At 65.5% G+C, this 24878-nt stretch carries 22 protein-coding genes; 14 read left to right on the top strand and 8 right to left on the bottom strand.

The annotated features are described in order from the left end of the window. Nucleotides 1-188 precede the first annotated feature (188 nt). Complete coding sequence (locus RAD04_RS07245) at nt 189-1145, top strand: hypothetical protein (protein ID WP_461623228.1); 957 nt, start codon at nt 189-191, stop codon at nt 1143-1145. A gap of 14 nt (nt 1146-1159) precedes the next feature. Here RAD04_RS07245 and RAD04_RS07240 read toward each other — a convergent pair whose 3' ends face one another. After that, nucleotides 1160-1738, bottom strand: coding sequence for a MarR family winged helix-turn-helix transcriptional regulator (locus RAD04_RS07240; RefSeq protein ID WP_461623227.1), 579 nt, complete (start codon nt 1736-1738; stop codon nt 1160-1162). A 728-nt stretch (nt 1739-2466) separates the two neighbouring features. Between RAD04_RS07240 and RAD04_RS07235 the strand changes: the two genes are divergently transcribed. Then, nucleotides 2467-3354, top strand: a complete 888-nt coding sequence (locus RAD04_RS07235; protein ID WP_461623226.1) for a dienelactone hydrolase family protein — start codon at nt 2467-2469, stop codon at nt 3352-3354. 63 nt (nt 3355-3417) lie between these two features. On the opposite strand, the gene RAD04_RS07230 is transcribed toward RAD04_RS07235, so the two are convergent. Both RAD04_RS07230 and RAD04_RS07225 read right to left on the bottom strand, forming a co-directional pair. Next, a complete protein-coding gene (locus tag RAD04_RS07230) occupies nt 3418-4686 on the bottom strand; it encodes a serine hydrolase domain-containing protein (protein WP_461623225.1) in 1269 nt (422 codons plus the stop codon). Between the two features lie 121 nt (nt 4687-4807). After that, nucleotides 4808-5653 (bottom strand): SDR family oxidoreductase, encoded by an 846-nt coding sequence (locus RAD04_RS07225; protein WP_461623224.1) that lies wholly within the window; start codon nt 5651-5653, stop codon nt 4808-4810. Nucleotides 5654-5799: 146 nt separating this feature from the next. Between RAD04_RS07225 and RAD04_RS07220 the strand changes: the two genes are divergently transcribed. Next, complete coding sequence (locus RAD04_RS07220) at nt 5800-6549, top strand: HAD family hydrolase (protein WP_461623223.1); 750 nt, start codon at nt 5800-5802, stop codon at nt 6547-6549. Between the two features lie 24 nt (nt 6550-6573). Here RAD04_RS07220 and RAD04_RS07215 read toward each other — a convergent pair whose 3' ends face one another. Beyond that, a complete protein-coding gene (locus RAD04_RS07215) occupies nt 6574-6981 on the bottom strand; it encodes a nuclear transport factor 2 family protein (protein WP_461623222.1) in 408 nt (135 codons plus the stop codon). 85 nt (nt 6982-7066) lie between these two features. Beyond that, nucleotides 7067-8551 carry a mannitol dehydrogenase family protein gene (locus RAD04_RS07210; protein ID WP_461623221.1) on the bottom strand — a complete coding sequence of 495 codons (1485 nt, stop codon included), beginning with the start codon at nt 8549-8551 and terminating at the stop codon, nt 7067-7069. A gap of 144 nt (nt 8552-8695) precedes the next feature. Here RAD04_RS07210 and RAD04_RS07205 point away from each other — a divergent pair, with 144 nt between their 5' ends. The 6 genes from RAD04_RS07205 (at nt 8696) to uxuA (ending at nt 14912) form a co-directional block, all read left to right on the top strand. Continuing rightward, nucleotides 8696-9508: a FadR/GntR family transcriptional regulator gene (locus RAD04_RS07205; protein ID WP_461623220.1), complete on the top strand. Its 813-nt coding sequence runs from the start codon at nt 8696-8698 to the stop codon at nt 9506-9508. Between the two features lie 82 nt (nt 9509-9590). Continuing rightward, a complete protein-coding gene (locus RAD04_RS07200; protein WP_461623654.1) occupies nt 9591-10556 on the top strand; it encodes a sialic acid TRAP transporter substrate-binding protein SiaP in 966 nt (321 codons plus the stop codon). A 116-nt stretch (nt 10557-10672) separates the two neighbouring features. Next, the gene (locus tag RAD04_RS07195) at nt 10673-11251 is read left to right on the top strand and encodes a TRAP transporter small permease (protein ID WP_018318479.1); all 579 of its coding nucleotides are present in this window, start codon (nt 10673-10675) and stop codon (nt 11249-11251) included. Between the two features lie 4 nt (nt 11252-11255). Further along, nucleotides 11256-12662, top strand: coding sequence for a TRAP transporter large permease (locus tag RAD04_RS07190; protein ID WP_461623219.1), 1407 nt, complete (start codon nt 11256-11258; stop codon nt 12660-12662). Next, nucleotides 12659-13708 carry an L-idonate 5-dehydrogenase gene (locus RAD04_RS07185; protein ID WP_461623218.1) on the top strand — a complete coding sequence of 350 codons (1050 nt, stop codon included), beginning with the start codon at nt 12659-12661 and terminating at the stop codon, nt 13706-13708. The genes RAD04_RS07190 and RAD04_RS07185 overlap by 4 nt, the downstream gene beginning before the upstream one ends. 16 nt (nt 13709-13724) lie before the next feature. After that, nucleotides 13725-14912, top strand: a complete 1188-nt coding sequence (gene uxuA, locus RAD04_RS07180) for a mannonate dehydratase (RefSeq protein ID WP_461623653.1) — start codon at nt 13725-13727, stop codon at nt 14910-14912. Nucleotides 14913-14944: 32 nt separating this feature from the next. Here the strand turns inward: uxuA and RAD04_RS07175 are convergent, their stop codons facing one another. After that, a complete protein-coding gene (locus RAD04_RS07175; RefSeq protein ID WP_461623217.1) occupies nt 14945-15634 on the bottom strand; it encodes an aspartate/glutamate racemase family protein in 690 nt (229 codons plus the stop codon). Between the two features lie 1390 nt (nt 15635-17024). On the opposite strand from RAD04_RS07175, the gene RAD04_RS07170 reads away from it, so the two are divergent. The 5 genes from RAD04_RS07170 to RAD04_RS07150 all read left to right on the top strand — a co-directional run bounded on the left by RAD04_RS07170 (nt 17025) and on the right by RAD04_RS07150 (nt 22327). Beyond that, nucleotides 17025-18686, top strand: a complete 1662-nt coding sequence (locus tag RAD04_RS07170; RefSeq protein ID WP_461623216.1) for a thiamine pyrophosphate-binding protein — start codon at nt 17025-17027, stop codon at nt 18684-18686. Nucleotides 18687-18689: 3 nt separating this feature from the next. Next, the gene (locus tag RAD04_RS07165) at nt 18690-19955 is read left to right on the top strand and encodes an NAD(P)/FAD-dependent oxidoreductase (RefSeq protein ID WP_461623215.1); all 1266 of its coding nucleotides are present in this window, start codon (nt 18690-18692) and stop codon (nt 19953-19955) included. Between the two features lie 9 nt (nt 19956-19964). Continuing rightward, on the top strand, nt 19965-20708 hold the full coding sequence (locus tag RAD04_RS07160; RefSeq protein ID WP_461623214.1) for an aspartate/glutamate racemase family protein: 744 nt from the start codon (nt 19965-19967) through the stop codon (nt 20706-20708). 122 nt (nt 20709-20830) lie between these two features. Next, nucleotides 20831-21523 carry a GntR family transcriptional regulator gene (locus RAD04_RS07155; protein ID WP_461623213.1) on the top strand — a complete coding sequence of 231 codons (693 nt, stop codon included), beginning with the start codon at nt 20831-20833 and terminating at the stop codon, nt 21521-21523. A 24-nt stretch (nt 21524-21547) separates the two neighbouring features. After that, nucleotides 21548-22327, top strand: a complete 780-nt coding sequence (locus RAD04_RS07150) for an SDR family NAD(P)-dependent oxidoreductase (protein ID WP_461623212.1) — start codon at nt 21548-21550, stop codon at nt 22325-22327. Between the two features lie 4 nt (nt 22328-22331). Here the strand turns inward: RAD04_RS07150 and RAD04_RS07145 are convergent, their stop codons facing one another. Together RAD04_RS07145 and RAD04_RS07140 are read right to left on the bottom strand one after the other, a co-directional pair. Next, nucleotides 22332-23126, bottom strand: a complete 795-nt coding sequence (locus tag RAD04_RS07145; RefSeq protein WP_461623211.1) for an IclR family transcriptional regulator — start codon at nt 23124-23126, stop codon at nt 22332-22334. A gap of 17 nt (nt 23127-23143) precedes the next feature. Beyond that, complete coding sequence (locus RAD04_RS07140) at nt 23144-24877, bottom strand: FAD-dependent oxidoreductase (protein WP_461623210.1); 1734 nt, start codon at nt 24875-24877, stop codon at nt 23144-23146. Between the last annotated feature and the right edge of the window lies 1 nt (nt 24878).

Below are 24878 nucleotides of genomic sequence, written 5' to 3'. Positions count from 1 at the left end.
ACTCCAGCTTGGCGAAATCTTGGCGAGTGTGTGTCTTTCGAGTCGCACTCTCGCCACGTCCATGACGCGATTGACTCATGTGACGTCGCATCGCGCGCGATGGAAAAGTTTTCGATGCGCACGTTTCAGGCAAGCTTCGGCAAATAACGTCACCGTTCGACAGATCGAACCGAACGGAGCATTTTTACATGTTGTCCGATGGACAAGCTCGTCCCAACGCGACCGCTGATGTTTCCGCAACGACGAAGCCGGCTCCCGAAGCACGCGATACAAAGGACGATACGGCGCGAGCGCCCAGGCCTGCTGCGGGCGCAAAGCGAGCGTCGGCCGCGGCAAGCGATGAAGCTCTGGCGAAGGAGGCACTCGAGGGGCTGAAACGTATTCGCGCCAAGGCGCGTCTCGACAAGATGGCGATCCCCAAGCCTGCGCCGACCGTGATCAAGCCGGCCGTGATCGTCGCCAAGCCCCCGCCGCCGCGTCCGACGTGGGTCGCGCCGCTCGCGACATTGGCGGTCGCCGCCACCTTGGTGGTCTGCGCCTGCACCGGCGTGATCGCCTATCTCACCACGCAGCCCGCCCAGAACAACGTTGCAGCCAATACGGAGATCAGGAATCTGCGCGAGACCGTCGCGCATCTGCGCAAGCAGGTATCGGGCGTGTCGGAGAATCTCGACGGCCTGCGCACCGCGGTGGATCAGTCGAGCAAGGCGACCAATGACCGTTTCGGCAGGTTCGCCGAGAATTTGGACCGTATCGAGCGGGTGAGCTCGTCCTCGACGGTGAAGCTCGACAAGCTCGCTCAAGCGCAGGTTCAGACGCCGGCTCCGGCGCCGGCCATGGTGCAATCGCAGCCCTCGCCACAGCAAGGATCGATGCTGGCCTCGGTCGCAGCGCCCGAGTTCACGGGCTCGGTGTCCCCGTCCGAGCGCGCGCCGGCGCCGCGGAAGGTGATCAAGGGTTGGTCGGTCCGCCAGGCCTATGAAGGCATCGCGATCCTGCAGGGTCCGAACGGCGTCTTCGAGGCCGTGCTGGGACAGCAGGTGCCAGGTCTTGGTCGCATCGAGGAGATCAGGAGCGAGAACGGGCGCCTGGTGGTGGAGGCGAGCGGCGGTGTCATCTATTCGTCACGTAAGGCGACGCCCTGATCGAGGGCTGTCCTCTACTGGCGGTGATGCTCGAAGCTGGTGCATAGCAGCTCGACCTCCGCCTCCGCGATCGGCGAGCGGAACAGACGGCAGCTGAACTCGGCCGCTGCCTTGCTATCGTTGGTGGTGCGCTCCTCCCGGAGGAAGATGCATCGTTTGCAGACGTCGGTGTGGTGCCGCTGCTCGGCCGCGTCCGACTGATCCAGCACGTGCCGGAACGTGTCGCGGAAGCGGATCTTGACCTCGTCGTCGAGAACGGCAATCGCCTCGATGAGAACGCTGACGGGGTCGCGCACCAGGAACTTCTTGCCCTGCTGCGTCACGCTCAGCATCACCGAGCGCTTGTCGGTGGCCGAGCGTTTTCGCTCGATATAGCCCAGCCGCTCGAGCTCCCCGATGATGAACGAGGCGGTGCCGCGCGTGGTGCCGACGTAACTCGCGAGCGCCGAAGGCGTCCGGGAAAAACGGTTGGCGCGGGAAAGGAAGCGCAGCGCCATCCACTCGCGGTCGCGCAAGCCGTGCTTGGTGCCTTCGAACCACAGGATTCGTGCGACCTGCTCCAACAGTTCAATCGATTCGCGAGCCAAATTCATTTCAGTTCCAGATCGGATAAAGCTTTATTCAATTGAGCCTTGGGGTGCGCAATCTGTGTGGACGAGAATGAAGTCCTCGCGTGATCCTTCGTCCGTTGCCGGACGGCGGACCGCGCGTGGGGAAGAAGCTCTCTGTTGCAGAGATGGAACTTCCGGCCGTGGAACTAGGGCGTCACAAAGAAAGTTCGAGTAAATCGCACGGCTCAAGTCTTCCGAAAATTTCAATCAAATGACGACGGCTCGCGCGTGATTGAACGGTGATATGCGATGCGCGAGCAACATGATGTGTCATCGTGGCCACTGCGGTGCCCATTTGTTGCGGGTGTGCGTCTCGAATGCGCGCACATGCGCATCACCTGCAGCGCCTGGCGGTTCGGCCGGCCGTGGGAGAACCGTCTTTTTCGGTTAATGGATGTTGCGATGCAGTGCAGCTAGACGGTTAAGTCCGCGCGCGAGCGATGCGAATGTCAGAGTGCCGTTGGGACTCGAAACAGTCAGCGTTGTTCAACGTCGTGCAGCGTTGGCAGCCACGGTCGCCTCTTGCGTGCCGCAGTCGTCGAACTTTGGCGCGATGAGCCCGATGCCCGAGACTGCGCCGGTGCAGAAACGGCACGGTCTGGCCTGAAAGCGCGCGTGCTCGCAGGCTGGTGATTTGCATCTCGCCGGCAACTATCGGCGAATGCGTCGCCCCCGGGGCACCAGCATAGGCAGCAGCAAGGGATAGACCGATGAGCTTCGAAACCACCATGACATCCGACGTCGTCGGGTTGACGAAAGTCGCGCCGATCTCGCGCCGCGGATTCATGAGCGCCACCGCGGCCGTGGCGGCCGGCTATACACTGGCGGCCGGGCCCGTGCGCGCCGAAGTGATCACGACCGACACCCATGGCCTCCAGACCGGCGAGGCCAAGGTCAAGGTCGGCTCCCAAGAGATGCCCGTCTATTTCGCCCGTCCTGCCGGCAATACCAAGGCTCCGGTGATCATCGTGGCGATGGAGATCTTCGGCCTGCACGAATACATCAAGGACGTGACGCGGCGCCTCGCCAAGCTCGGTGCGTTCGCAATCGCGCCCGACTATTACTTCCGCAAAGGGGTCGACCTCACCAAGATCACCGACATCAAGGATCTGCTGCCGGTCGTCAACGCCAAGCCTGACGCCGAGCTCATGTCCGATCTCGACGCGACGGTGGCATGGGCGGGATCGCAGGGCGGTGACACGGCCAAGCTCGGCATCATCGGCTTCTGCCGGGGCGGTCGCACGGTCTGGGAATATGCCGCCCACAGCGGCGCGCTCAAGGCCGGCGTCGCCTTCTATGGCACCTTGGTCGACCCCGAAAATCCGCTGCTGCCGAAGAGCCCGATGCAGCTCGCCCCCGAGATGAAGGCGCCGGTGCTCGGCCTCTATGGCGGCGCCGATACCGGCATTCCCGTCGCTCAGGTCGAGCAGATGAAGGCCGCGCTCGAGCAGAGCAAGAAGACGGCCGAATTCAAGATCTACCCCGAAGCGCCGCACGGCTTCCATGCCGACTACCGCGGCAGCTACCGCAAGGACGCCGCGGAAGATGCCTGGAAGCAGGCGCAGGCCTGGTTCAAGAAGTACGGCGTGTTGAGCTGACGCTGGGTCAAAACAAAAGGGCGGCCCGATCGGCCGCCCTTTTTCTTTCAGTGCGTGCCGATCTTACTTCACCATCGCGCCATAGACGATGTCCTGAACCTGCTCGCGATAATACTTCCTGAGCTCGCCGGGCGCAGCCGTTCCCACCACGACGACGAGGCGCTCCTTCGGGTCGCAGAAGAACTGCGTTCCGTAGGCGCCGTTCCAGGTGAACTCCCCGGGATTGCCGGGAACCGACGACAGCCCTTCGCTGGTGCGAACCGCGACCGAAAGGCCGAAGCCGAAGCCGCCGCGATGCGGCTCGACATTGGCCACGTTGTTCTTGATCTCGGGGCCAAGGTGGTTGGTCGTCATGTGATGCACGGTCTTCGGACCGAGGATGCGCTGGCCGTCGAGCTCGCCGCCGTTGAGCAGCATCTGCCCGAAGCGGGCGTAGTCGCCGACCGTCGCGAACGAGCAGGCGCCGCCGCAGTCGAACTTGGTCGGGGTGTCGAGCAGCTTGATCGCCTGCGGCTTGCCCGTCAGCGGATCATTGGCAAACGGGCGGGCGAGGCGAGGGCGCTGCGCGTCGGTCGGGTGGAAGGTCGCGTCCTTCATGCCGAGCGGCTGCCAGACATTGGCGGCGAGATACTCGCCGAGCTTCTGCTCGCTCACTTTCTCGACGACGGCGCCGAGCACGTCGATCGAAAAACCGTATTCGAACTCGGTCGAGGGCTGATGCGCCAGCGGCAGTTTGGTGATGCGGTCGATGAACGCCTGGGTGTCGCCTTCGATCGCGGGCGCGACGCCGTCAGGATATTGCCGGGCCACCGGGCTCGAACTGTCTGGCCGGCCGCCATACATCAATCCGGAGGTGTGCCGGTAGAGATCGTGGATGAAGATCGGCGAGGCCTGCGGCTCCAGCTTGAGCGAACCGTTGGCCTCGGTCACGCCGACCTTCATGTCGGCAAAGCCGGGATAGTAATCGGACAGCTTGGCCTGGAGCGCCAGCCGTCCCTGCTCCATCAGCGTCAGCCCTGCGACCGCGGCCATCGGCTTGGTCATCGAGGCCAGCGCGAAGATCGCATCGATCGGCATCGGCGTGCCCTTGTCCGGATCGAGCATGCCGTAAGCCTTGTAGTGCACGAGCTTGCCCTCCCGTGCGACGGCGACCACCGCGCCGGGCACGCGCTTGGCGGCGATCTCGCGGGCGAAGAAATTGTCGAGGCGCGCAAGGCCCTGACTGGAGAAGCCGACGTCGTCGGGTTTGGCTTCGGGCAGCGGCGCGGCGATAGCCGTGCCGAATGTGATGACGGCAGCCGCCGCCGCGATCATAGCGATCGTCTTGTTCATTATGTCCTCCCGCACGAGCTCGTTGTGTGAGTGGCTCGTTGCACGCCTAGATCACGACTGCACCGGCGCGAAGTCAAGCGCGGGCAGGGCATGTCTGGGACGTGCCGGACGCGGCGGTGCCTTATCGTGCTTCGCCTGCATGCCACAGCGCATCAAGGCCGTGCCGATAGGTCGGGTGGACAAGCGTGACGCCGAGCTCGCGCTTCAGTCTTGCGTTGGAGACGCGGGCGCTGCTGGCATAGAAGCTGCGAGCCATCGCCGACATCTCGGCCGTCGCGAAATCCTCTTCGGGCGGCGGCGCAACGCCCATCAGTTTCGCCGCATAGGCGATCACGTCCTGCGGCGGCGCCGGCTCGTCGTCGCAGACGTTCCACGTCCCGCCGCACTTGTTCTGAATCGCGGCCATGATCGCGCTCGCGATGTCGTCGACGTGGATGCGGTTGAAGACCTGGCCGGGCTTGATGACGCGGCGGGCTGTCCCGGCCCGCAGTGTCGCCAGCGCGTTGCGGCCGGGGCCGTAGATGCCCGCAAGCCGCAGGATCGCGGCATCGCCGTGCGCAATGTCCATCCAGGCCTGCTCGGCGGCAACCCGCATGCGGGCGCGGTCGAGCGTCGCCTGCGGCGGGGTGTTTTCGTCGACCCAGCCGCCGGCGTGATCGCCGTAGACGCCGATAGTGGAGAGATAGACGATCTTGCGGCAGCCCGCCGCCAGCACGTCGCCGAACGCGGCGATGGCGGGGTCGCCGCTGCTACCGGGCGGGATCGATATGAGAAGGACATCGGTTTCGCGAGCCTGCTCGACCGTCTCGCGCGACGGCTTGCCGGAAAAGGCATGGACCTCGATGCCGGCGAGGTCGTTCCGCTGCGCGGGATCGCGCACAGTGCCGGCGATATGCGAGAAGCTGCCGCCATGTTTGCGGGCGAAATGCCGGGCACTATAGCCGAGCCCAAGGATGAACAGCCGCATGCGTCTCCTGTGCAGGTCGAAAGTTCCCGTCCGCGCCGTCGCGCGTCGTTTGCTCATAAGAGATTTTTGGGTCCGGCAAAAGATATTGCGATTTGTCTCGTTTCCTGCCTCGGGCGATGTTCGCCTGTCACAGGGAGGCATCGATCATGCAGGCAGAAGCGCTCGCCTTGGTGCCGCCGGATGCCAATGAGCTGGTCCGGCGCGCGGCCGCGCTGATCTTCGACGTCGACGGCACCCTGGCCGAGACCGAGGAGCTGCATCGGCAGGCCTTCAACCATGCCTTCGCGCGCCACGGTCTCGACTGGCAGTGGGACCGCGCCGTCTACAAGGACCTGCTGCGGGTGACCGGCGGCAAGGAGCGCATGCGCGCCTACCAGGAAAGGCTAGGGATCGCGCCGGCTCTGTCGGGTGCGGACATCGCCGCGCTTCACCGCATCAAGACCGCGCATTACGCCGGGCTGGTTGAAACCGGTTGCTGTTCCCTAAGGCCGGGCGTGATCGAGCTGCTCGCTGCGGCGAAGGCGCGCGGCCAGCGGCTTGCGATTGCGACCACGACCTCCCATGGCAACATCGATGCGCTGCTGTCGCAGGCGCTGGGGGCGGATTGGGCTGCAGAGTTCGACGCGATCGTCGCCGGTGACGACGTCAGGCACAAGAAACCCGCGCCGGACGTCTATCTGGAAACGCTGGCCCGGCTGCAGCTCGGCGCGGCCGACTGCGTGGCAATAGAGGATTCTGCCAATGGGCTGATCGCAGCGTCACGCGCCGGCATCCCGGTTCTGATCACCCGGAGCATGTTCTTTGCGGATGATGATTTTTCCACGGCGCGGGCCGTGCTGGATGACCTGTCGGAACTGGGCAAACAAAAAACTGAAAAACAACCCCATGCACAGTAGATCACGCCGGCGTGTCCGCCGCGTTCAGTGGACCCGGTGGCTTGTTCTATCGTCTTCAGCCTGCTCGACAATCTGCGCGATAGGGCTCGACTGGTGGTGCACCAGGCGCCACTCATCGCCGACGCGGCGAAAATGGTTGGCGGCGGCCAGAGCGGTGCCGTCGACGATCTCGATGCAGAGCACGCGGGCGCTGTCGCCGTCGACGATGACCTGCGGCTCGGCGCAGACGATCTGCGGCCGCTCCGGGTTTTGCAGGATGTCGCGCCAGCTTCCGATCACCGTGGCGCGCCCGATGATGGCCGGCCAACCGGGATGGATGCAGGAGATGCCGTCGTCGTCCGCCCACATCCGTTCCATGCCGTCGAAGTCGCCGGTCGAGAATGCGGCGTAAAAGGCCGCGTTGGCGGCGATGATCTTGCTGTCCTTTGCCATCGCTCTCGGGTGGGGCAAGGACAGGCAAAAATCAAGCGCGACTTCCGTCGACTTTGAACGCAGTGCAGCATTGCCCGCTTTGTAGTCACACGGAGACGTGTGTCTCTACGGCACGCCGCGCGCCATCCTTGTAGAGCCGGCCGAGCGCCGCGGTCACGGCCTCGCGCAGGCGCGGATCAGTGCCCAGCGGCCCGAACACCTTCTCGACCCCGAGCAGTGCAGACGCGAGCCGCTCGGCAACAGGTCCCGCCTCGCGCGCCAGCGCGGCGAATTCGGCGGCGAGGGGATCGCGCACGTCGATGGTGCGGCCCTGCTCGTCGACGCCGCTGACGTAACGCATCCAGCCAGCCACCGCGAGCGCATGCGTTGCGATCGGCAGGCCCCTCGCGAGGCGATCCTGCATCGCGCCGAGCAGCCGCTGCGGCAGCTTCTGCGAGCCGTCCATTGCGATCTGCCAGGTGCGGTGATGCAGCGCCGGATTGGAAAAGCGCTTGAGCAGCGAGGCGCGATAGGCTGCAAGGTCGGTGCCGACAGGCATCGTCAGCGTCACCGCGGCCTCCTCCATCACTTGCGCGGCAAGCCGCGCGAAATGCGGATCCTGCATGGTGTCGGCGATGGTCTCGTAGCCCGAGAGATAGCCGAGATAGGCCAGCGCCGAGTGGCTGGCGTTGAGCAGCCGCAGCTTCATCAGCTCGAACGGCTTGACGTCGGTGACGATCTCGACGCCCGCTGCAGCAAGATCGGGCCGGCCCGCGGTGAAACGATCTTCGACCACCCATTGCGTGAACGGCTCGGTCATCACGGGCCAGGCGTCGCGCATGCCGAGCGCGTTCGCCACCGCATCGCGGTCGGCATCATTCGTCTCGGGGACGATGCGGTCGACCATGGTTGAGGGGAAAGCGGCATTATCCACGATCCACTTGCCGAGTTCCCTGGAGCGGAGCGCGGCGAACTGCGTCACGATGCGCTGCACGGTGTGGCCGTTGGCGGCGAGGTTGTCGCAGCACAGCACGGTGAAGGGCGGGGCGCCCAGTGCGCGCCGCCGCGCCAGCGCAGCGACGATGAAGCCGGGCGTCGAGCGCGGCGCGTCGAAATTGTTGAGATCGTGCACGATGTCAGGATGCCGCTCGTCGAGATCGCCAGTCTGCGGCGTGTGGCAATAGCCTTTCTCGGTGACCGTCAGCGAGACGATGCGAATGGCGGGATCGGCCATCCGCTCGACCAGCGCAGCCGGATTTTGGCGTGCGACGACGCTGTCGAGCAGCGCGCCGATGACGCGATGTTCGGTGCCTTCGGCGGCGCGTTTGGCAACGGTGTAAAGATGATCCTGCGGGGCGAGGGCGTCGCGCGTATCCGGGCTGCGCAGGCTGGCGCCGACGATGCCCCATGACGCGGCCCCGGCTGCAAGGCAATCGTCGATGACGACGGCCTGATGCGCCCGATGAAACGCGCCGAGGCCGAGATGCACGATGCCGGGCGTGATGCGCGACCGGTCGTAGGCCGGACGGCGAACGCCAGCTGCCAGCCGGTCGAGATTGGCGCAGCCAAGGCGCGTTGAACCTGGGCGCATGGACGTCTCCCCTTTGCTTTGCCGCTGCTTGACATGGCGCCCGTATCGGGTCAATGCTTCGGTCAATTGGTAAGACCAATTTTCCAAAATTGGCGGGCCGTGGACATTTCAGGTGCCCCGCGCGACCCTTTCGGGAGGACCAGCGTGCCGCTGGAAGCTGTGGAGGCGAGACGGCTTTACCGCCAGGTCGCCGATCAATTGCGAAGCCTGATCGACAGCGGCGAGTACGCGGTCGGCAGCCGCTTGCCGACCGAGCGCGAGCTCGCCGAGCAGCTCAGGGTGTCGCGGCCGACCGTGCGCGAAGCCCTGATCGCGCTCGAGGTCGAGGGCCGCCTGCGCATCCGCGTCGGCTCCGGCATCTATGTGATCGAGCCCGCCGCAATCGCCGCGCCCGCAGCCGCGTCCGTCATCGAGGGCCCGTTCGAGCTGCTGCGCGCCCGCGAGTTCCTCGAAAGCGCCATCGCCGAACAGGCCGCGCGCGTCGCGACCAGGGACGATATCGCCCGCATCGACGCCTCGCTCCTCGCAATGGAGAATGTCGAGCATCCCGGCGAAGCCTCGATGGTGCATGACCGCGCGTTTCACGTCGCGATCGCCGGAAGCCTCGGCAATGCCGTTCTGGTGCGCGTGGTCGGCGAGCTGTTCGACCAGCGCCTCAACCCCTATTTCGCGCAGCTCGCGCATTATTTCGAGAGCCCGGGCACCTGGCGCACCGCGCTCGACGAGCATCGCGCCGTGCGCGAGGCAATCGCGGCGCATGATCCGCAAGCTGCACGCGAGGCGATGCGCGCGCATCTGGCGCGGTCGCAGGAGCGCTTTGCGCAGAATTTCGGCGCCGAGAAAGCAGCAGGAACGTCTTCGGGGCGGGGCCGCACCGTGCGATCCCCGGCGAAGCCGGCGACACCAAAGCGACCACCGAAGAAGCAGGCCAAGAGCGGCAGCGCACGCCGGCGATGAGATTGTACGGCCTGCATCCGTGCCGGGGCGGGCGAACAAGAAGCAGACTTGAACGATGGAGGAAAAGTCGATGTTGAAGAAAATGACGATTGCAGCAGTGATGTCCGCCGCCACGCTGTTGGCGGCCACCGAGGCCAGCATGGCGCAGACCAAGCTCAAATGGGCCCATGTCTACGAGACCTCGGAGCCGTTCCACACCGCTTCGGTCTGGGCCGCGCAGGAGATCGGCAAGCGCACCAACGGGCGCTATGCGATCGACGTCTATCCGGCCTCGCAGCTCGGCAAGGAAGCCGACATCAACCAGGGCCTGTCGCTCGGCTCGGTCGACATCATCATCTCCGGCTCGAGCTTCGCGGCCAAGAGCTTCCCGCCGATCGGCGTGACCTATTATCCCTATACGTTCCGCGATGCCGATCATCTGCTCGCCTACACCAAGAGCGACATCTTCAAGGAGCTCGCCAAGGGCTATGAGGACAAGAGCGGCCACCACATCGTCGCGGTGACCTATTACGGCGTGCGCCAGACCTCGTCGAACAAGCCGATCAAGACCTGCGCCGACATGAAGGGCCTGAAGATGCGCGTGCCCGACGTTCCGGCCTATCTCGCGATGCCGCGCGCCTGCGGCGCCAACACCGCGCCGATCGCCTTCGCCGAAGTCTACCTCGCGCTCCAGAACGGCACCGTCGAGGCGCAGGAGAACCCGCTGACCACGATCGAGGCCAAGAAGTTCTACGAGGTGCAGAAGCACATCGTGCTGACCGGCCATATCGTCGACCACCTCAACACGGTGGTCGCGGGCGCGCTGTGGAAGAAGCTCTCCGACGAGGACAAGAAGATCTTCACCGACGTCGCCCAGGAGGCCGCCGCCAAGGCGACCGCGGAGATCAAGCAGAACGAGGCCAAGCTGGTCGCCTTCTTCAAGGAGAAGGGCTTGAGCGTGACCGAGGTCGACAAGAACGAGTTCCGCGACACCGTGCTGAAGAACGTCGCGTTCGAGACCTTCGGCTATCGCAAGGCCGACTGGGAAAAGATCCAGGCGGTCAAGTAATCGATGCCAAGTCGTTCCGGAGCGACGCGTAAGCGTCGAATCCGGAACCTCGAGATTCCGGGTTCGGCTCTTCGAGCCGCCCCGGAATGACGATCGAGAGATTTGAGGAGCAACCCATGTCCACCGCCGAAATACACCGGCAGATCACCGCGGACGAGATCGCCCATACCTTCGAGGAGGAGGCGACGCCGAAGGTCGACCTCGGCATCTACGCGTTCGAGGACTGGGTGGCGCTCGCGATCTTCTGGGTGATGGCGCTCGCCGTCTTCCTCCAGTTCTTCACCCGCTACGTGCTCAACGACAGCTACGCCTGGACCGAGGAGATCGCGACCTATTGCCTGATCGGCGTGGTCTTCATCGGCGCCTCGATGTGCGTGCGGCTGTCGCGGCACATCCAGGTCGACCTCGTCTACCGCTATCTGCCGCACCTCGTGGCGCGCGCGCTGTCGACGGTGATCGACCTGATCCGGATCGCCTTCTTCGGCTACGCCATCAAGCTGGTCTGGGTCTACATCCAGATCATCGGCGACGAGCAGATGACGACGATCAATTTTCCCAAGAACTACGTCTATTACGCCGTGCTGCTCGGCTTCGTGCTGATGTTCCTGCGCTCGGTGCAGGCGGCGCTGCAACACTGGCGGCAAGGCTACTCGGTCCTCGAACGACCCGGCGCCTACGACGGATCGGAGATTTGACATCATGCTGCTGTTGCTCGGAGGCTTTCTCATCCTGATGCTGCTCGGCGTTCCCGTGGCGATCGCCATGGCCGCGTCGTCGCTGCTCTACATCCTGGTCAGCGGCGTGACGCCCGACGTCACGCTGGCGCAGCGCATGATCGCCGGCGTCGAGAGCTTTCCGCTGCTCGCCGTGCCGTTCTTCATCCTGGCCGGCAATCTCATGAACATCGCCGGCGTCACCGGCCGCATCTATAAGTTCGCGGTGGCCCTGGTCGGCTGGATGCGCGGCGGCCTCGGCCACGTCAACATCATCGGCTCGGTGATCTTCTCCGGAATGTCCGGCACCGCGATCGCGGACGCCGCCGGTCTCGGCACCATCGAGATCAAGGCGATGAAGGACCACGGCTACTCCACCGAGTTCTCGGTCGGCGTCACCGCGGCTTCGGCGACGCTCGGGCCGATCATCCCGCCGTCGCTGCCCTTCGTGATCTACGGCATGATGGCGAACGTCTCGATCGGCGCGCTGTTCCTCGGCGGCGTCGTTCCGGGCGTCGTGTTGACGCTGTTCATGATGGCGACGGTCACCTATTTCGCGCACAAGAACAAATGGGGCAGCGACACGCCGTTCTCCTGGCCGCAGCTCGGCTCGGCCGGGCTCGAGATCCTCATCGTGCTGTCTTTCCCGATGGCGATCTGGCTGATGGTGCTGGCCGGCCTCTCGGTCAACGTCGCCGTGGTGATCGGCCTCGGCACGTTGCTGGCGATCGACTGGTACTTCGACTTCTCGGCGGTGATGGCGTTGATGGCGCCGGTGATCCTGATCGGCGGCATGACGCTCGGCTGGTTCACGCCGACGGAAGCCGCGGTCGCCGCCGTGATCTGGTCGCTGTTCCTCGGTCTCGTCCGCTACCGCACCATGACGCTGCAGACGGTGGCGAAGGCGACGTTCGACACCATCGAGACCACGGCCTCGGTGCTGTTCATCGTCACCGCAGCCTCGATCTTCGCCTGGCTGCTGACGGTGTCGCAGGCGGCGCAGACGCTGTCGGACTGGATGCTCAGCGTCACCCACAACAAATGGGTGTTTTTGGCGCTCGCCAATATCCTGATCCTGTTCGTCGGCTGCTTCATCGACACCACGGCGGCGATCACCATCCTGGTGCCGATCCTGCTGCCGATCGTGCTCAAGCTCGGCATCGACCCGATCCATTTCGGCCTGATCATGACGCTGAACCTGATGATCGGCCTGTTGCATCCGCCGCTCGGCATGGTGCTGTTCGTGCTCGCCCGCGTGGCAAAACTCTCGGTCGAGCGCACCACGGTCGCGATTCTGCCCTGGCTGGTGCCGCTGATGCTCGCGCTGATCGCGATCACCTACATCCCCGAACTGACCCTCTGGCTGCCAAAATACATGGGACTTTCCAAATGACCTCGACCGCTCTCGCCGCTACCCTGTTCGGGCCCGAAGATCTGCGCATGGTCGAGCATCCGCTCGACAAGCTCGCGGACGGCATGGTGCGCATCCGCTTCGGCGCCGGCGGCATCTGCGGCTCGGACATGCACTATTTCCGCCATGCCCGCACCGGCGATTTCGTGGTGAAGTCGCCGCTGGTGCTCGGCCACGAGATCTCGGGCGAGGTCGTGGAGATCGCAGGTCCTGCCGTGAACCTGAAGGTCGGCGACCGCGTCGCCGTCAATCCGTCGCGCTGGTGCGGCCATTGCGTTGCCTGCCGCGAAGGCCGGCCGAACCTGTGCGAGAACATCTACTTCATGGGCTCGGCCTCGAAGACGCCGCACATGCAGGGCGGTTTCGCCAATTACTTCGACGCGATCCCGGCGCAGTGCGTGAAGATTCCCGACCATGTGTCCTACCAGGCCGCAGCGCTGGCGGAGCCGCTTTCGGTCTGCCTGCACGCGGTTGCGCGCGCCGGCAATATCGAGGGCAAGCGCGGCATCATCTTCGGTGCCGGCCCGATCGGGCTTCTGACCATGCTCGCCGCGCGCCGCGCCGGCATGGCCGATGTGACGGTCGCCGACATCGCGCCGGCACCGCTGGCTTTTGCGACCAAGCTCGGCGCTTCGCATGTCGAGAACGTCTCGGCCGGCGAGGAGGGTCTGAAGGCGCAGGCCGCGTCGCGTCCCTACGACGTTGCGTTTGAAGTCTCAGGCACGGCGGCGGGCCTTGTGAGCGCCATTGGCATCGTCAGGCGCGGCGGCGTGGTGGTGCAGATCGGCAATCTGCCGGGCGGCCAGATCCCGACGCCGTCGAATGCGGTGATGGCGAAGGAGATCGACCTGCGCGGCTCGTTCCGCTTCGGCTTCGAATTCATGACTGCGGTGGAACTGATCTCCAATGGCAGCGTCGACGTGCTGTCGCTGGTCACCGCCGAGCGTCCCCTGTCGACCGCGCCCGATGCGCTCAGGCTGGCGCTCGACCGCTCGCAGAGCGTCAAGGTCGTGCTGACCGCGAACTGATCGGAGATTGCACATGATGCTCGAAGGTTGGCGCTGGTACGGGCCGGATGACCCGGTCTCGCTCGACGATGTCAGGCAGGCCGGGGCGACCGACATCGTCTCGGCGCTGCATCAGGTGCCGATCGGCGAAGCCTGGACGCGCAAGGCGGTCGAGGAGCGCAAGAACTTCATCGAGCGCGGCCAGCCCGGCCGCTCGCAGCTGACCTGGTCGGTGGTTGAATCAATTCCGATCCCCGACGACGTCAAGCGGCTCGGCGGCAAGGCGACCAAGTCGATCGAGGCCTGGATCGCGAGCCTCGAAGCTGTCGCGGCCTCTGGCATCAAGATCATCTGCTACAATTTCATGCCTGTGGTCGACTGGTGCCGCACTGACCTGGAATGGGGGCTGCCGAACGGCGCCCGCGCCATGCGCTTCGACCAGGACCGCTTTGCCGCCTTCGAGCTGCATATCCTCAAGCGGCCGGCCGCGGTGCAGGAGTATTCGCCCGAGCAGCAGGCGCGTGCGAAAACGCTGTTCGAGAAGATGAGCCCGGCCGATATCGACTATCTCGCTATGGTCATCGCCAGCGCGCTGCCGGGCTCGACCACCGAGCCGATGACGATCCCGCAATTCCGCGACCGGCTGGAGACCTATCGCGACATCACGCCAAAAATCCTGCGGCAGCATCTCGCCGAATTCCTCGGGCGTGTGACGCCGGTGGCCGAGCAACTCGGGGTATCCTTGACGCTGCATCCGGACGATCCGCCGAGGCCGCTGTTCGGCCTGCCGCGCATTGCCTCCTCAGCCGACGATTATCAGGCGCTATTCGACGCCGTACCGTCGAAGGCCAACGGCATCTGCCTGTGCACGGGCTCGCTCGGCGTGCGGGCTGAGAACAATCTGCCCGAAATGGCCGAACGCTTCGGCCCGCGTATTGCGTTCGCGCATCTCCGCGCCACCAAGCGCGAGGCCGACGGGCTGTCGTTCTACGAATCCGATCATCTCGACGGTGACGTCGACATGGTCGCGGTGCTCAAGGCGTTGCTCAAGGAGAACGCCAAGCGTTCGCCCGACAAGCAGATCGTGTTCCGTCCCGACCATGGTCACCGCATGCTCGACGATCTCGCGGCGACCAAACGCACCAATCCCGGCTACACCGCGATCGGCCGCCTGCGCGGTCTCGCCGAGCTTCGCGGCGCGATCCGCGCGATCGAGCATCGGTGATAGAGGCGGGCTCGGCGACGGCCGACATCGCATCACCCGATGGCGAAATCTGCCGCCGTCTCGGCGTGAATGGCCGTGGTGTCGAACGTCTCCACTGATGTGTCGTCAGGGCCGACCAGCATCGTGATCTCGGTGCAGCCGAGGATGATGCACTCGGCGCCGGCGGCGACCAGCGCTGCCATCACCTCCTGGTAGCGGCGGCGCGAGGGATCGGCGACAACCCCAAGGCACAGCTCATCGTAGATGATGCGGTTCACGTCGGCGCGGGCCTCAGTGGGAGGAACCAGCACTTCGAGATCATGCGCGCGCAGCCGGTCGATGTAGAAGTCCTCCTCCATCGTGAACTTGGTGCCGAGCGGCCCGACCCGCCGATATCCTTTCGCCCGGATCCGCTTGGCCGTCGCGTCGCCAAGATGGATGAACGGAACGGTCACGCTGGAGATGATGTCGGGCGCCAGCTTGTGCATCGTGTTCGTGCACAGCACGATCGCCCGCGCGCCGGCGCCCTCAAGGCGCCGCGCGACCTCCGCCAGGCTGGCCGCCGCCTCGCTCCAGCGACCCGCGTATTGCATCTGCTTGATCTCTTCGAAATCGTAGGAATACAGCAACAGTGGAGCCGAATGCAGCTTGCCGATGCGGTCGCGGACCCGCTCATTGATGAGCTTGTAGTAGAGCGCCGTGCTCTCCCAGCTCATGCCCCCGATCAGACCGATGGTTTGCATTCCGGTGTCCTCGACGATGTGGTTCGGCCGGATCGTAAACGAAGACGTCGAAGCGCGGTAGCCATCGCTTGATTGCGGCTTAATGCACCGTCAGGCCTAATTATTTCAGCGCTCGTAGCCCTGATGGAGCGTTAGCGTAACCCGGGGCCTTCGCCCGGCATCTCACACCATCCCGGATTACGCTGGCGCTCCATCCGGGCCACGCCATCGTCCTGTGTCGCCCTCTGTCAATCGCCGCTCGCAAAAATATTCCACTTTACCGAAATTCGGGTTCGGCGTATGTGTCGCCTATCCTGATCCGGCACAAGGGGCGGTCGTACGTCGTCACGAACCGCGGATCGGGGAGCGGTGGACGCAAGCAGCGTCGTGCACGAGAGGCGGGAGCAGGGCGGGATGAACCCCGTGAGGTTCAGGCTTCGTGCGGACGAGCGGCGCTGATGCGTACGGCCAAATCGCGTGGTCCTGGCTGTCGTTGCTACAGCCAAGCCTTGCGGAGGTGCGCCGAGCCCGACCGGGCGAAGCGCGCCGCCAATTCGCGGGGTGACGGAGGCAAGCAGGAACTCGTCTCCGGGGAGAGCGCGCCATACGCCGTCAGACCATCGCGCAGGGAAGGCCGGATGATCGGCTGCCCTGTGTGTCCCTCGTGCATTGCGTGTGCAATGTCTTCGCACGGGGGTCTTGCGGGTGCCAGCCGGCACCCGGCCTTCCCTGCGCCCTTTTCTTCGGAGAGGGCGTGAAGCGGACAGCAAAACTCGGGCGAAAGGCGCCGCGAGAAGGTGAAGGCATGTCTGCGAATCGAGATGCGATTCCGAAGGAGCGTGATGGCGCTCCTTGCTCCGTCATTGCGAGCGCAGCGACTTGTCCGCCGAAGCCTGGCGGCGAAGGCGGAAGCAATCCAGAGTCGTTCCGCGAAGGGATTCTGGATTGCTTCGTCGCAAGAGCTCCTCGCAATGACGCGGAGAGAGCGCGCCAAACTCGCAACTCTCGTGCCCCGGACGCAGCGCAGCGGCCCGACGATGCGCAGCATCGTCCGGGGTGGTGCGCTGCAGAGCCGGGGCCCATGTCGCCGCGCGCCGTGCCGCCCCTGGGTCCCGGCTCTGCGCAGCAACGCCATAAGCGCGTTCACGCGCGCCTTCGACGCGCTATGCGCGTTGCGGCGCGTCCGGGACACCCAGGCGCCAGTATGTCGACCGCAATCCTTCCACCAAGCCCGACAAATGGGCGGTCGTGCAAACGGCAAAGGCGGGCATGACGCCTGCGCAGGGGGCGAAAAGCCTTTCGATCTTGCGCGCTCTACCTGCCTGTCCTACGCCAGCGTCGAACCAAATGATCGAGAGGCGGTGAGGCGCATCGCCCAAACCTTGATCGTCAGAGCCTTGAGGGAGCCGTCATGACCATCCGCAACACCCGCACCGGGGGCCAGATCCTGATCGATCAGCTCGTCGCCCAGGGCGTCGAGCGCGTCACCTGCGTGCCGGGCGAGAGCTATCTCGCCGCGCTCGATGCGCTGCACGACAGCCCGATCGACGTCATGATCTGCCGCGCCGAGGGCGGCGCGGCGATGATGGCGGAGGCCTATGGCAAGCTCACGGGCCGGCCCGGCATCTGCTTCGTCACCCGCGGCCCCGGCGCCACCAACGCCAGCCACGGCGTCCACATCGCGATGCAGGATTCGACGCCGATGATCCTGTTCGTCGGCCAGGTCGACACCGGCATGCGCGAGCGCGAGGCGTTCCAGGAGCTCGACTACAAGGCGGTGTTCGGTACCATGGCGAAATGGGCGGTCGAGATCGATCGTCCCGATCGCATTCCGGAGCTGGTGGCGCGTGCCTTCCGCGTCGCCATGCAGGGCCGTCCCGGTCCCGTCGTGATCTCGCTACCGGAGAACATGCTGACCGAGACCGCGGCCGTTGCGGATGCCATGCGCATCGAGCCTGCCGTGAGCTGGCCCGCGCCCGCGGATATCGAGAAGCTCGGTGCCATGCTCGCCGGCGCCAAGGCGCCGCTCGTCATCCTCGGCGGCTCGCGCTGGACTGATGAGGCCACCAAGAGCATCGCCCGCTTTGCCGAGCGCTTCGACCTCCCGGTCGCGACCTCGTTCCGCCGGGCCTCGCTGATCGATGCCGACCATTCGCACTATGCCGGCGATCTAGGCATCGGGCCGAGCCCGGGCCTGAAGGCGCGCATCGACAAAGCCGATGTCGTCCTTCTCGTCGGCGGCCGCATGTCGGAGATGCCGTCCTCGTCCTACACACTGCTCGATATCCCGAACCCGCAGCAGAAGCTGATCCATGTGCATCCGGGCTCCGAAGAGCTCGGCCGGGTCTATCAGCCGGCGCTCGCGGTCCAGGCGACGCCCGCCGCGTTCGCCGCCGCGGTCGAGACGCTCAAGCCATCAGGCGCGGTGGCCTGGAAGGGCGAGGCCGCCAAGGCGCACGCCGATTATCTCGCCTGGACCGAGAACGCCCGCGAGCTGCCGGGCACGTTCCAGTACGGCCAGGTCATGACCTGGCTGCGCGACCGGCTGCCGAAGGACGCGATCGTCTGCAACGGCGCCGGCAATTATGCCGGCTGGATCCACCGCCATCACCGCTTCCACAGCTTTGCGGCGCAGCTGGCGCCGACCTCGGGCTCGATGGGCTACGGCGTCCCGGCGGCAGTTCTCGCCAAGCGGCAATATCCGGATCGCACCGTCGTCGCCTTTGCCGGCGACGGCTGCTTCCTGATGAACGGTCAGGAATTCGCGACCGCCGTGCAGTATGACGCGCCGCTGGTCGTGATCGTGGTCGACAATTCGCAATACGGCACCATCCGCATGCACCAGGAGCGTGACTATCCCGGCCGCGTGGTCGGCACCCAGCTCAAGAACCCTGATTTCGCAATGTACGCGAAGGCATTCGGCGGCCATGGCGAGCGCGTTGAGCGCACCGAAGAGTTCGCGCCGGCGTTCGAGCGTGCGCTGGCCTCCGGCAAGCCGTCGATCCTCCACTGCATCATCGACCCGCGCGCGATCTCGGTCGGCAAGGACTTTGCGCCCGCGGTGAAGGCTTAGGCGATGACGACCGGTCGCCATGTTGCGATCATCGGAGCCGGCGCGGTCGGTGTCATCAGCGCCATCGAGGCGCTGCGCGAGGGCCATCGCGTCACGCTGATCGATCCGGGCGAGCCCGGCGGCGAACAGGCGGCGAGCTATGGCAATGCCGGCTGGCTGTCGTCGCATTCGGTGATCCCGCCGGCGGAGCCGGGCATCTGGAAGAAGGTGCCGGGCTATCTAATGGACCCGCTCGGGCCGCTCGCGATCCGCTGGTCGTATTTGCCGAAGGCGCTGCCCTGGCTGATCAAATATCTGCTCTCGGGCTGGACCGAGGCGCGCGTCGAGACAACGGCGTTTGCCCTGCGCGACCTGTTGAAGGACGCGCCGCTGCTGCACCGGAAGCTGGCGGAGGAGGCCGGCGTGCCCGAACTGATCGAGCGCAACGGCGTGATGCATGTGTTTCCGTCGCGCGGCAATTTCGACAACGATCTCGGCTGGCGCCTGCGCAAGAAGGTCGGCGTCGAATGGCTGGAGCTCAACGCCGACGAGATGCGTCAGCGCGAGCCTGAGCTGCATCCGCGCTACACCTTTGGCGTGGTGGTGGAGGAGGCCGGGCGCTGCCGCGATCCCGGTGCTTATGTCGCGGCGCTTGCCAATCATGCGATCGCCAGCGGCGTCACGCATGTGCGGGCCAAGGCGACCGGCTTGAAGTTGAATGGCGACAAGCTCATGGCCGTCCTTACCGAGACCGGCGAGATCGCCTGTGATGCTGCCGTCGTCGCGGCCGGCGCCCGATCAAAGCAGCTCACCGCATCGGTCGGAGATCCCTTGCCGCTCGAGACCGAGCGCGGCTACCATGTCATGATAGAGAACCCGGAGTCAGGTCCGCGCAGCTCGATGATGGCATCCGACGCCAAGATGGTGGTGAACTGGACCAACAAGGGCCTGCGCGCCGCCGGCACGGTCGAGATCGCGGGCCTCGAGGCCGCGCCGAACTGGAAGCGCGCCGAGATCTTGCGCAATCACCTCATCAGTATGTTTCCAAAGCTGCCGAAGGATATTCCGGCCTCTCGCATCAAGACCTGGTTCGGGCATCGGCCGAGCATGCCCGACGGGCGTCCCTGCATCGGCTATGCGCGCGCCTCGCGCGACATCGTCTATGCCTTCGGCCACGGCCATGTCGGCCTGGTTGGTTCGGCCCGTACCGGGCGGCTGGTCGCGCAGCTGCTCAGCGGCAAGGCGCCAGAGATTCCGCTGGCGCCGTTTGCGCCTGAACGTTTCCTCTGAGGTCGCAGCATGACCCATTCAGCCAACTCGTCCTCCCGCATCGCTCGTGGCGGCAAGGCCATCTATGGCGCGCCGCTCGGCATCTTGATGCTGGAGGCGCGCTTCCCCCGCATTCCCGGAGACATGGGGAACGGCACGACCTGGCCATTCCCCGTGCTCTATCGCGTGGTGAGCGGGGCTTCGCCGGAGAAGGTGGTGCTGAAGGGCGCGGCGGGCCTGCTGCCCGACTTCATCGATGCCGCCAAGGATCTGGTCCGGCTCGGCGCCGAGGCCATCACCACCAATTGCGGCTTTCTCTCGCTGTTCCAGAAGGAGATCGCCGCCGCGGTCGGCGTTCCCGTTGCGACCTCATCACTGATGCAGGTGCCGTGGGTGCAGGCGACCCTGCCGCCGGGCAAGCGCGTCGGCCTCGTCACGGTGTCGGGCTCGACCTTGACGCCGGCCCATCTCGAAGGCGCGGGGGTACCGCTCGACACGCCGCTGGTCGGCACCGAGAACGGCAAGGAATTCTTCCGCGTCCTGATCAAGGCCGAGAAGGACGACATGGACATCGCGCAAGCCGAGCGCGACGTGGTCGAGGCCGGCAAAGAGCTCGTCGCTGAGAATCCCGATGTCGGCGCGATCGTGCTCGAATGCACCAACATGCCGCCTTATGCGGCAGCGCTTCAGGCCGAGGTCGGCCTGCCGGTCTACGACATCTATTCCATGATCAGCTGGTTTCACGCCGGACTGCGCCCGCGCGTCTTTGCGTGATTCCGATCGTCGCAAAGGCTTGAACAACTTCTGCTAGCTCTGCTCCCGCGCATTGCCATCGCGCCCGCGTCCCCCCTATATTCGGCTGTGTTCGAGCGCAAATGCAACCTATGAAGAGCAACGTGGAACTGGCTTCCGACAGCATCGTTGATCGTGTCTATGAACAACTCAAGGCGATGGCCGTGAGCTACGCGTTCAAACCGGGCGAGCGGCTCAACGAAGGCGAGCTGGCCAAACGCCTCGGCGTCAGCCGCACCCCGCTGCGCGAGGCGCTGAACCGTCTCAACACCGAGGGTTTCCTGCGCTTCACGCCGGGCAAGGGTTTCTTCTGCCGCGAGCTCGACGCGCGCGAGATCTTCGATCTCTACGAGCTGCGCAAGTCGATCGAGATCGCCTCGATCCGCCTCGCCATCAAGCGCGCCAGGGACGAAGACATCGACTCGCTCTTGACGTTCCTCGAAGCCACCGGCCCCGATCCCGGCGAGCGCTCCTCGCTGGAGCAGGTCGAGCTCGACGAGACCTTTCACGAGCGGCTGATGGCGATGTCTGAAAATGCCGAGATGCTGCGCGTGCTGCGCAACGTCAACGCCCGCATCCGCTTCGTGCGCTGGATCGACATGGACCGCGTCAACCGCTCCAACACGCAAGGCGAGCACCGCGCCGTGGTCGAAGGCCTCAAGGCGCGCGACGAGGGGATTTGCGTCTCCGTGCTGGAAAAGCACATCGACCGCCGCCTCGACCGCATCACCGCCGCGATCAAGGAAGGCTACGCGCAGATTTACATGCCGGCGACGACGCAGTCGGCGGCGAATTGAGGTTCTCTTATCTGGAGTGAGACCATGAAGCTATCCGGTAAGGTCGCCGCCATCACTGGCGCAGCGCGCGGCATCGGCAAGGCCTGCGCGAAGAGATTTTTGGATGACGGCGTCAAGGTCGTGATCTCGGATGTCGATGCCGAGGGCCTCGCCGCGACGGCGGCCGAGCTCGGACATCCGGATGCCTTGCGCACCGTTGTCGGCAACGTCGCCAAGCGCGCCGATGTCGACCAGCTCGTCGCCACCGCCGTGAAGGAATTCGGCCGGCTCGACATCATGGTCAACAATGCCGGCGTCGCCCGCAACCGGGACATCTTGGAGATATCCGAGGAGGAATTCGACGAGATCATCGGCATTAATCTGAAGGGCGCGTTCTTCGGCGTCCAGGCCGCGGCGAAGCAGATGATCGCGCAAGGCGGCGGCGGGGTCATCATCAACATGTCCTCGGTGAACGCGTTGCTGGCGATCCCGGCGCTGGCGACCTACGCGATGTCCAAGGGCGGTATGAAGCAGCTGACCTCGGTTGCCGCCGTCGCGCTCGCCCCGCACAACATCCGCGTCGTCGCGGTCGGACCGGGCACGATCCTGACCGACATGGTGGCATCATCCATCTACACCTCCGAGGACGCGCGCAAGACCGTGATGTCCCGCACGCCAGCCGGCCGCGGCGGCGAGCCGAGCGAGGTGGCTTCTGTCGTCGCGTTCCTCGCCAGCGACGATGCGTCCTACATCACGGGGCAGACGATCTATCCGGATGGCGGAAGGCTGGTCCTGAATTACACGGTGCCGGTGAAGGAGAAATAGGCCCTCACTCCGCCGCAACCGTCATCCCATAGCCGAGCCGCTTCGAAATGCCGCCGGCACAATCCCGCAACGCATGCGCGATCGGGCTGTCCCAGCGCGCATCGAACGTGCCTTCCGGTCCCATCGCCGTGATGACCAGCGCGACGTGACCGGAATGATCGAACACCGGCGCCGAGAACGCATTGACGCCGGGCAGGGGATCGCCGAGCGCGCGGGCGAGGCCGTGCTTGCGGACCTCCGTCAGCATCTCGGCGATCTTCGCGCCCTTCACGGTCCGCTTCGGATTGTAGCCGACGCCGTGACGATCAAGGCCGCTTTCGAGCGCGGCGTTGATGGTCTTCTCCGGCAGGAACGCCGCAAAGGCGCGGCCCGTGGCCGTCTCCAGTAGCGCCATCACCGACCCCGCGCGCATCACGATGTGGACCGGCTGGGCCGGCTCTTCGAGCTGGACGACGGTCGGGCCGTACGTTCCCCAGACTGCCAGTGAGACCGCATGTCCGATCTGGCTCGCGAGCGCGGCGATCTTCGGCCTTGCGATGCGCACGCCGGAGAGGCGGCGCAGGCTGATCAGGCCCAGCTCCAGCGCCAGCGCGCCGATCTCGTAGCGGCCGGTGGTCTCGTCCTGCTCGATCAGCCCGATGCGGGAGAAGCTGGCGAGGTAAGGGTGCGCCTTGGCCGGCGACATGCCGGCCTCGCGCGCGAGATCGCGCAGCATCATCGGCTCGCCGCACCTTGCGAGCGCGCGGAGCAGCTCCCCGCCGACCTCGATGGACTGGATGCCGCGGCTTTCCCTCTTCATGCGCCTCCTGGCGTGGCTTACGCCGCGTCGCGCTTGGCGGCGCTGTCGGCGAGATGACGGCCGGCAATGTAGCCGAAGGTCAGCGCCGGCCCAAGCGTGATGCCGGCCCCCGGGTAATTGCCGCCCATGATGCTCGCCATGTCGTTGCCGGCGGCATAGAGCCCGGGAATGACCCGGCCCTCGGCATCGAGCGCCCGCGCGTTCGCGTCGGTGACGATGCCGGCATAGGTGCCGAGGTCGCCGACCACCATCTTGATGGCATAGAACGGCCCGTTCTCGATTGGCGCGACGCAAGGGTTCGGGCCGTGCAGCGCATCGCCCTGGTAGCGGTTATAGGCCTTCGAGCCCTTGCCGAAAGCGACATCGTGGCCTTGCGGCGCGGTGGCATTGAACTGCCTGACGGTCTCGACGAATGCCTTGGCATCGATGCCGGCCTTCGCCGCCAGCGCCTCCAGCGTGTCGCCGCGCATGAGATAGCCGGTATCGAGGTGATGACCCAGCGGCATCGGGAAGGGCGGCACGCAACCGAGGCCGTATTCGCGCAGCGTTTGGTGGTCGCAGACCAGGAAGGCGGCGATCTCCTCGCCGGGCTTGGCGGCCTTGATCATGGCCTGAACGAAGTCGTGATAGGAATTGCCTTCGTTGGCAAAGCGCTTGCCGTCGCGCATCACCGCGATTACGCCCGGCTTGGCCCGGTCGATGAAATGCGGCATCACGCCTTTCGAGCCGTCCTTGCGCGTGGTCAGCGACACCGGCACCCAGGCCGCTGCGTTCGGCAGACGATCCTCGACATGTCCGCCGGCGCGCTCCGCAAGACGCAATCCATCGCCGGTATTGCCTGATGGCCCCGGCGAGAAATGCTCGTTGCCGGTCGGTGCGTGCGGAAACATTTTTCTGCGCCGTTCGACGTCATGCGGGAAGCCGCCGCAGGCCAGCACGACGCCTTGCCTCGCGCGGACGCGCACCTCGCGTCCCTCGCGCGAAACGATCGCGCCGGTGACCGCGCCGTTCTCGACCGTCAGCTCGCGCACCGGCGAGGACAGCCACATCGGAATCTTCAGATCCTGCGCGGATTTCGCCAGCCGTCCGGCCAGCGCATTGCCGTTGGTCAACGTCATGCCGCGGCCGTAGCGCAGCACGTCCATCAGGTGACGCGACAAGCGCTTGGCGACGTAGACCGCGGAGGTCAGCGATTTCGTCACCCGCATGAAGTGGATGATCTCCTTGCCGCTTCCGAGCATCATGCCGAACACGGTCAGCTCGGGGAGCGGCATGCCCAGCGTCTTGATGAGGTCGCCGAGCTCGCGGCCGTCGAACGGGCGCGTCACCATGGAGCGCCCGCCTTGCGCGCCGCCGGGTGCTTCGGCGTGGTAGTCGGGAAACACCAGCGGCATGTCGAAGCGGAGCGCGGTCTTGGTGGTGAAGAAATCGACGGCCTCGGGACCGGCCGAGAGAAATGCATCGACGCGCGCGGCGTCGTAATTGTTGCCGGCCTCGTGCCGCAAATAGGTGCGGGCCTGCTCCGGCGTCTCGGCGATGCCATAGGCCTTTGCCAGCGAGGTGCCGGGAATCCAGAGCCAGCCGCCGGAGCGGGCGGTGGTGCCGCCAAAGCGCGGCTCCTTCTCGACGATCAGCACGTCGAGGCCGCGATGGCGCGCGGTGATCGCGGCCGACATGCCGGAGCAGCCTGATCCGGCCACGAGCACATCGCACTCGTAAGTTTCAATTGCGCTATGCTCGCTGCCGGTCATC

The organism is Bradyrhizobium sp. 25ACV, assembly GCF_054863005.1.
This window is presented reverse-complemented; position numbering and strand designations above follow the sequence as displayed.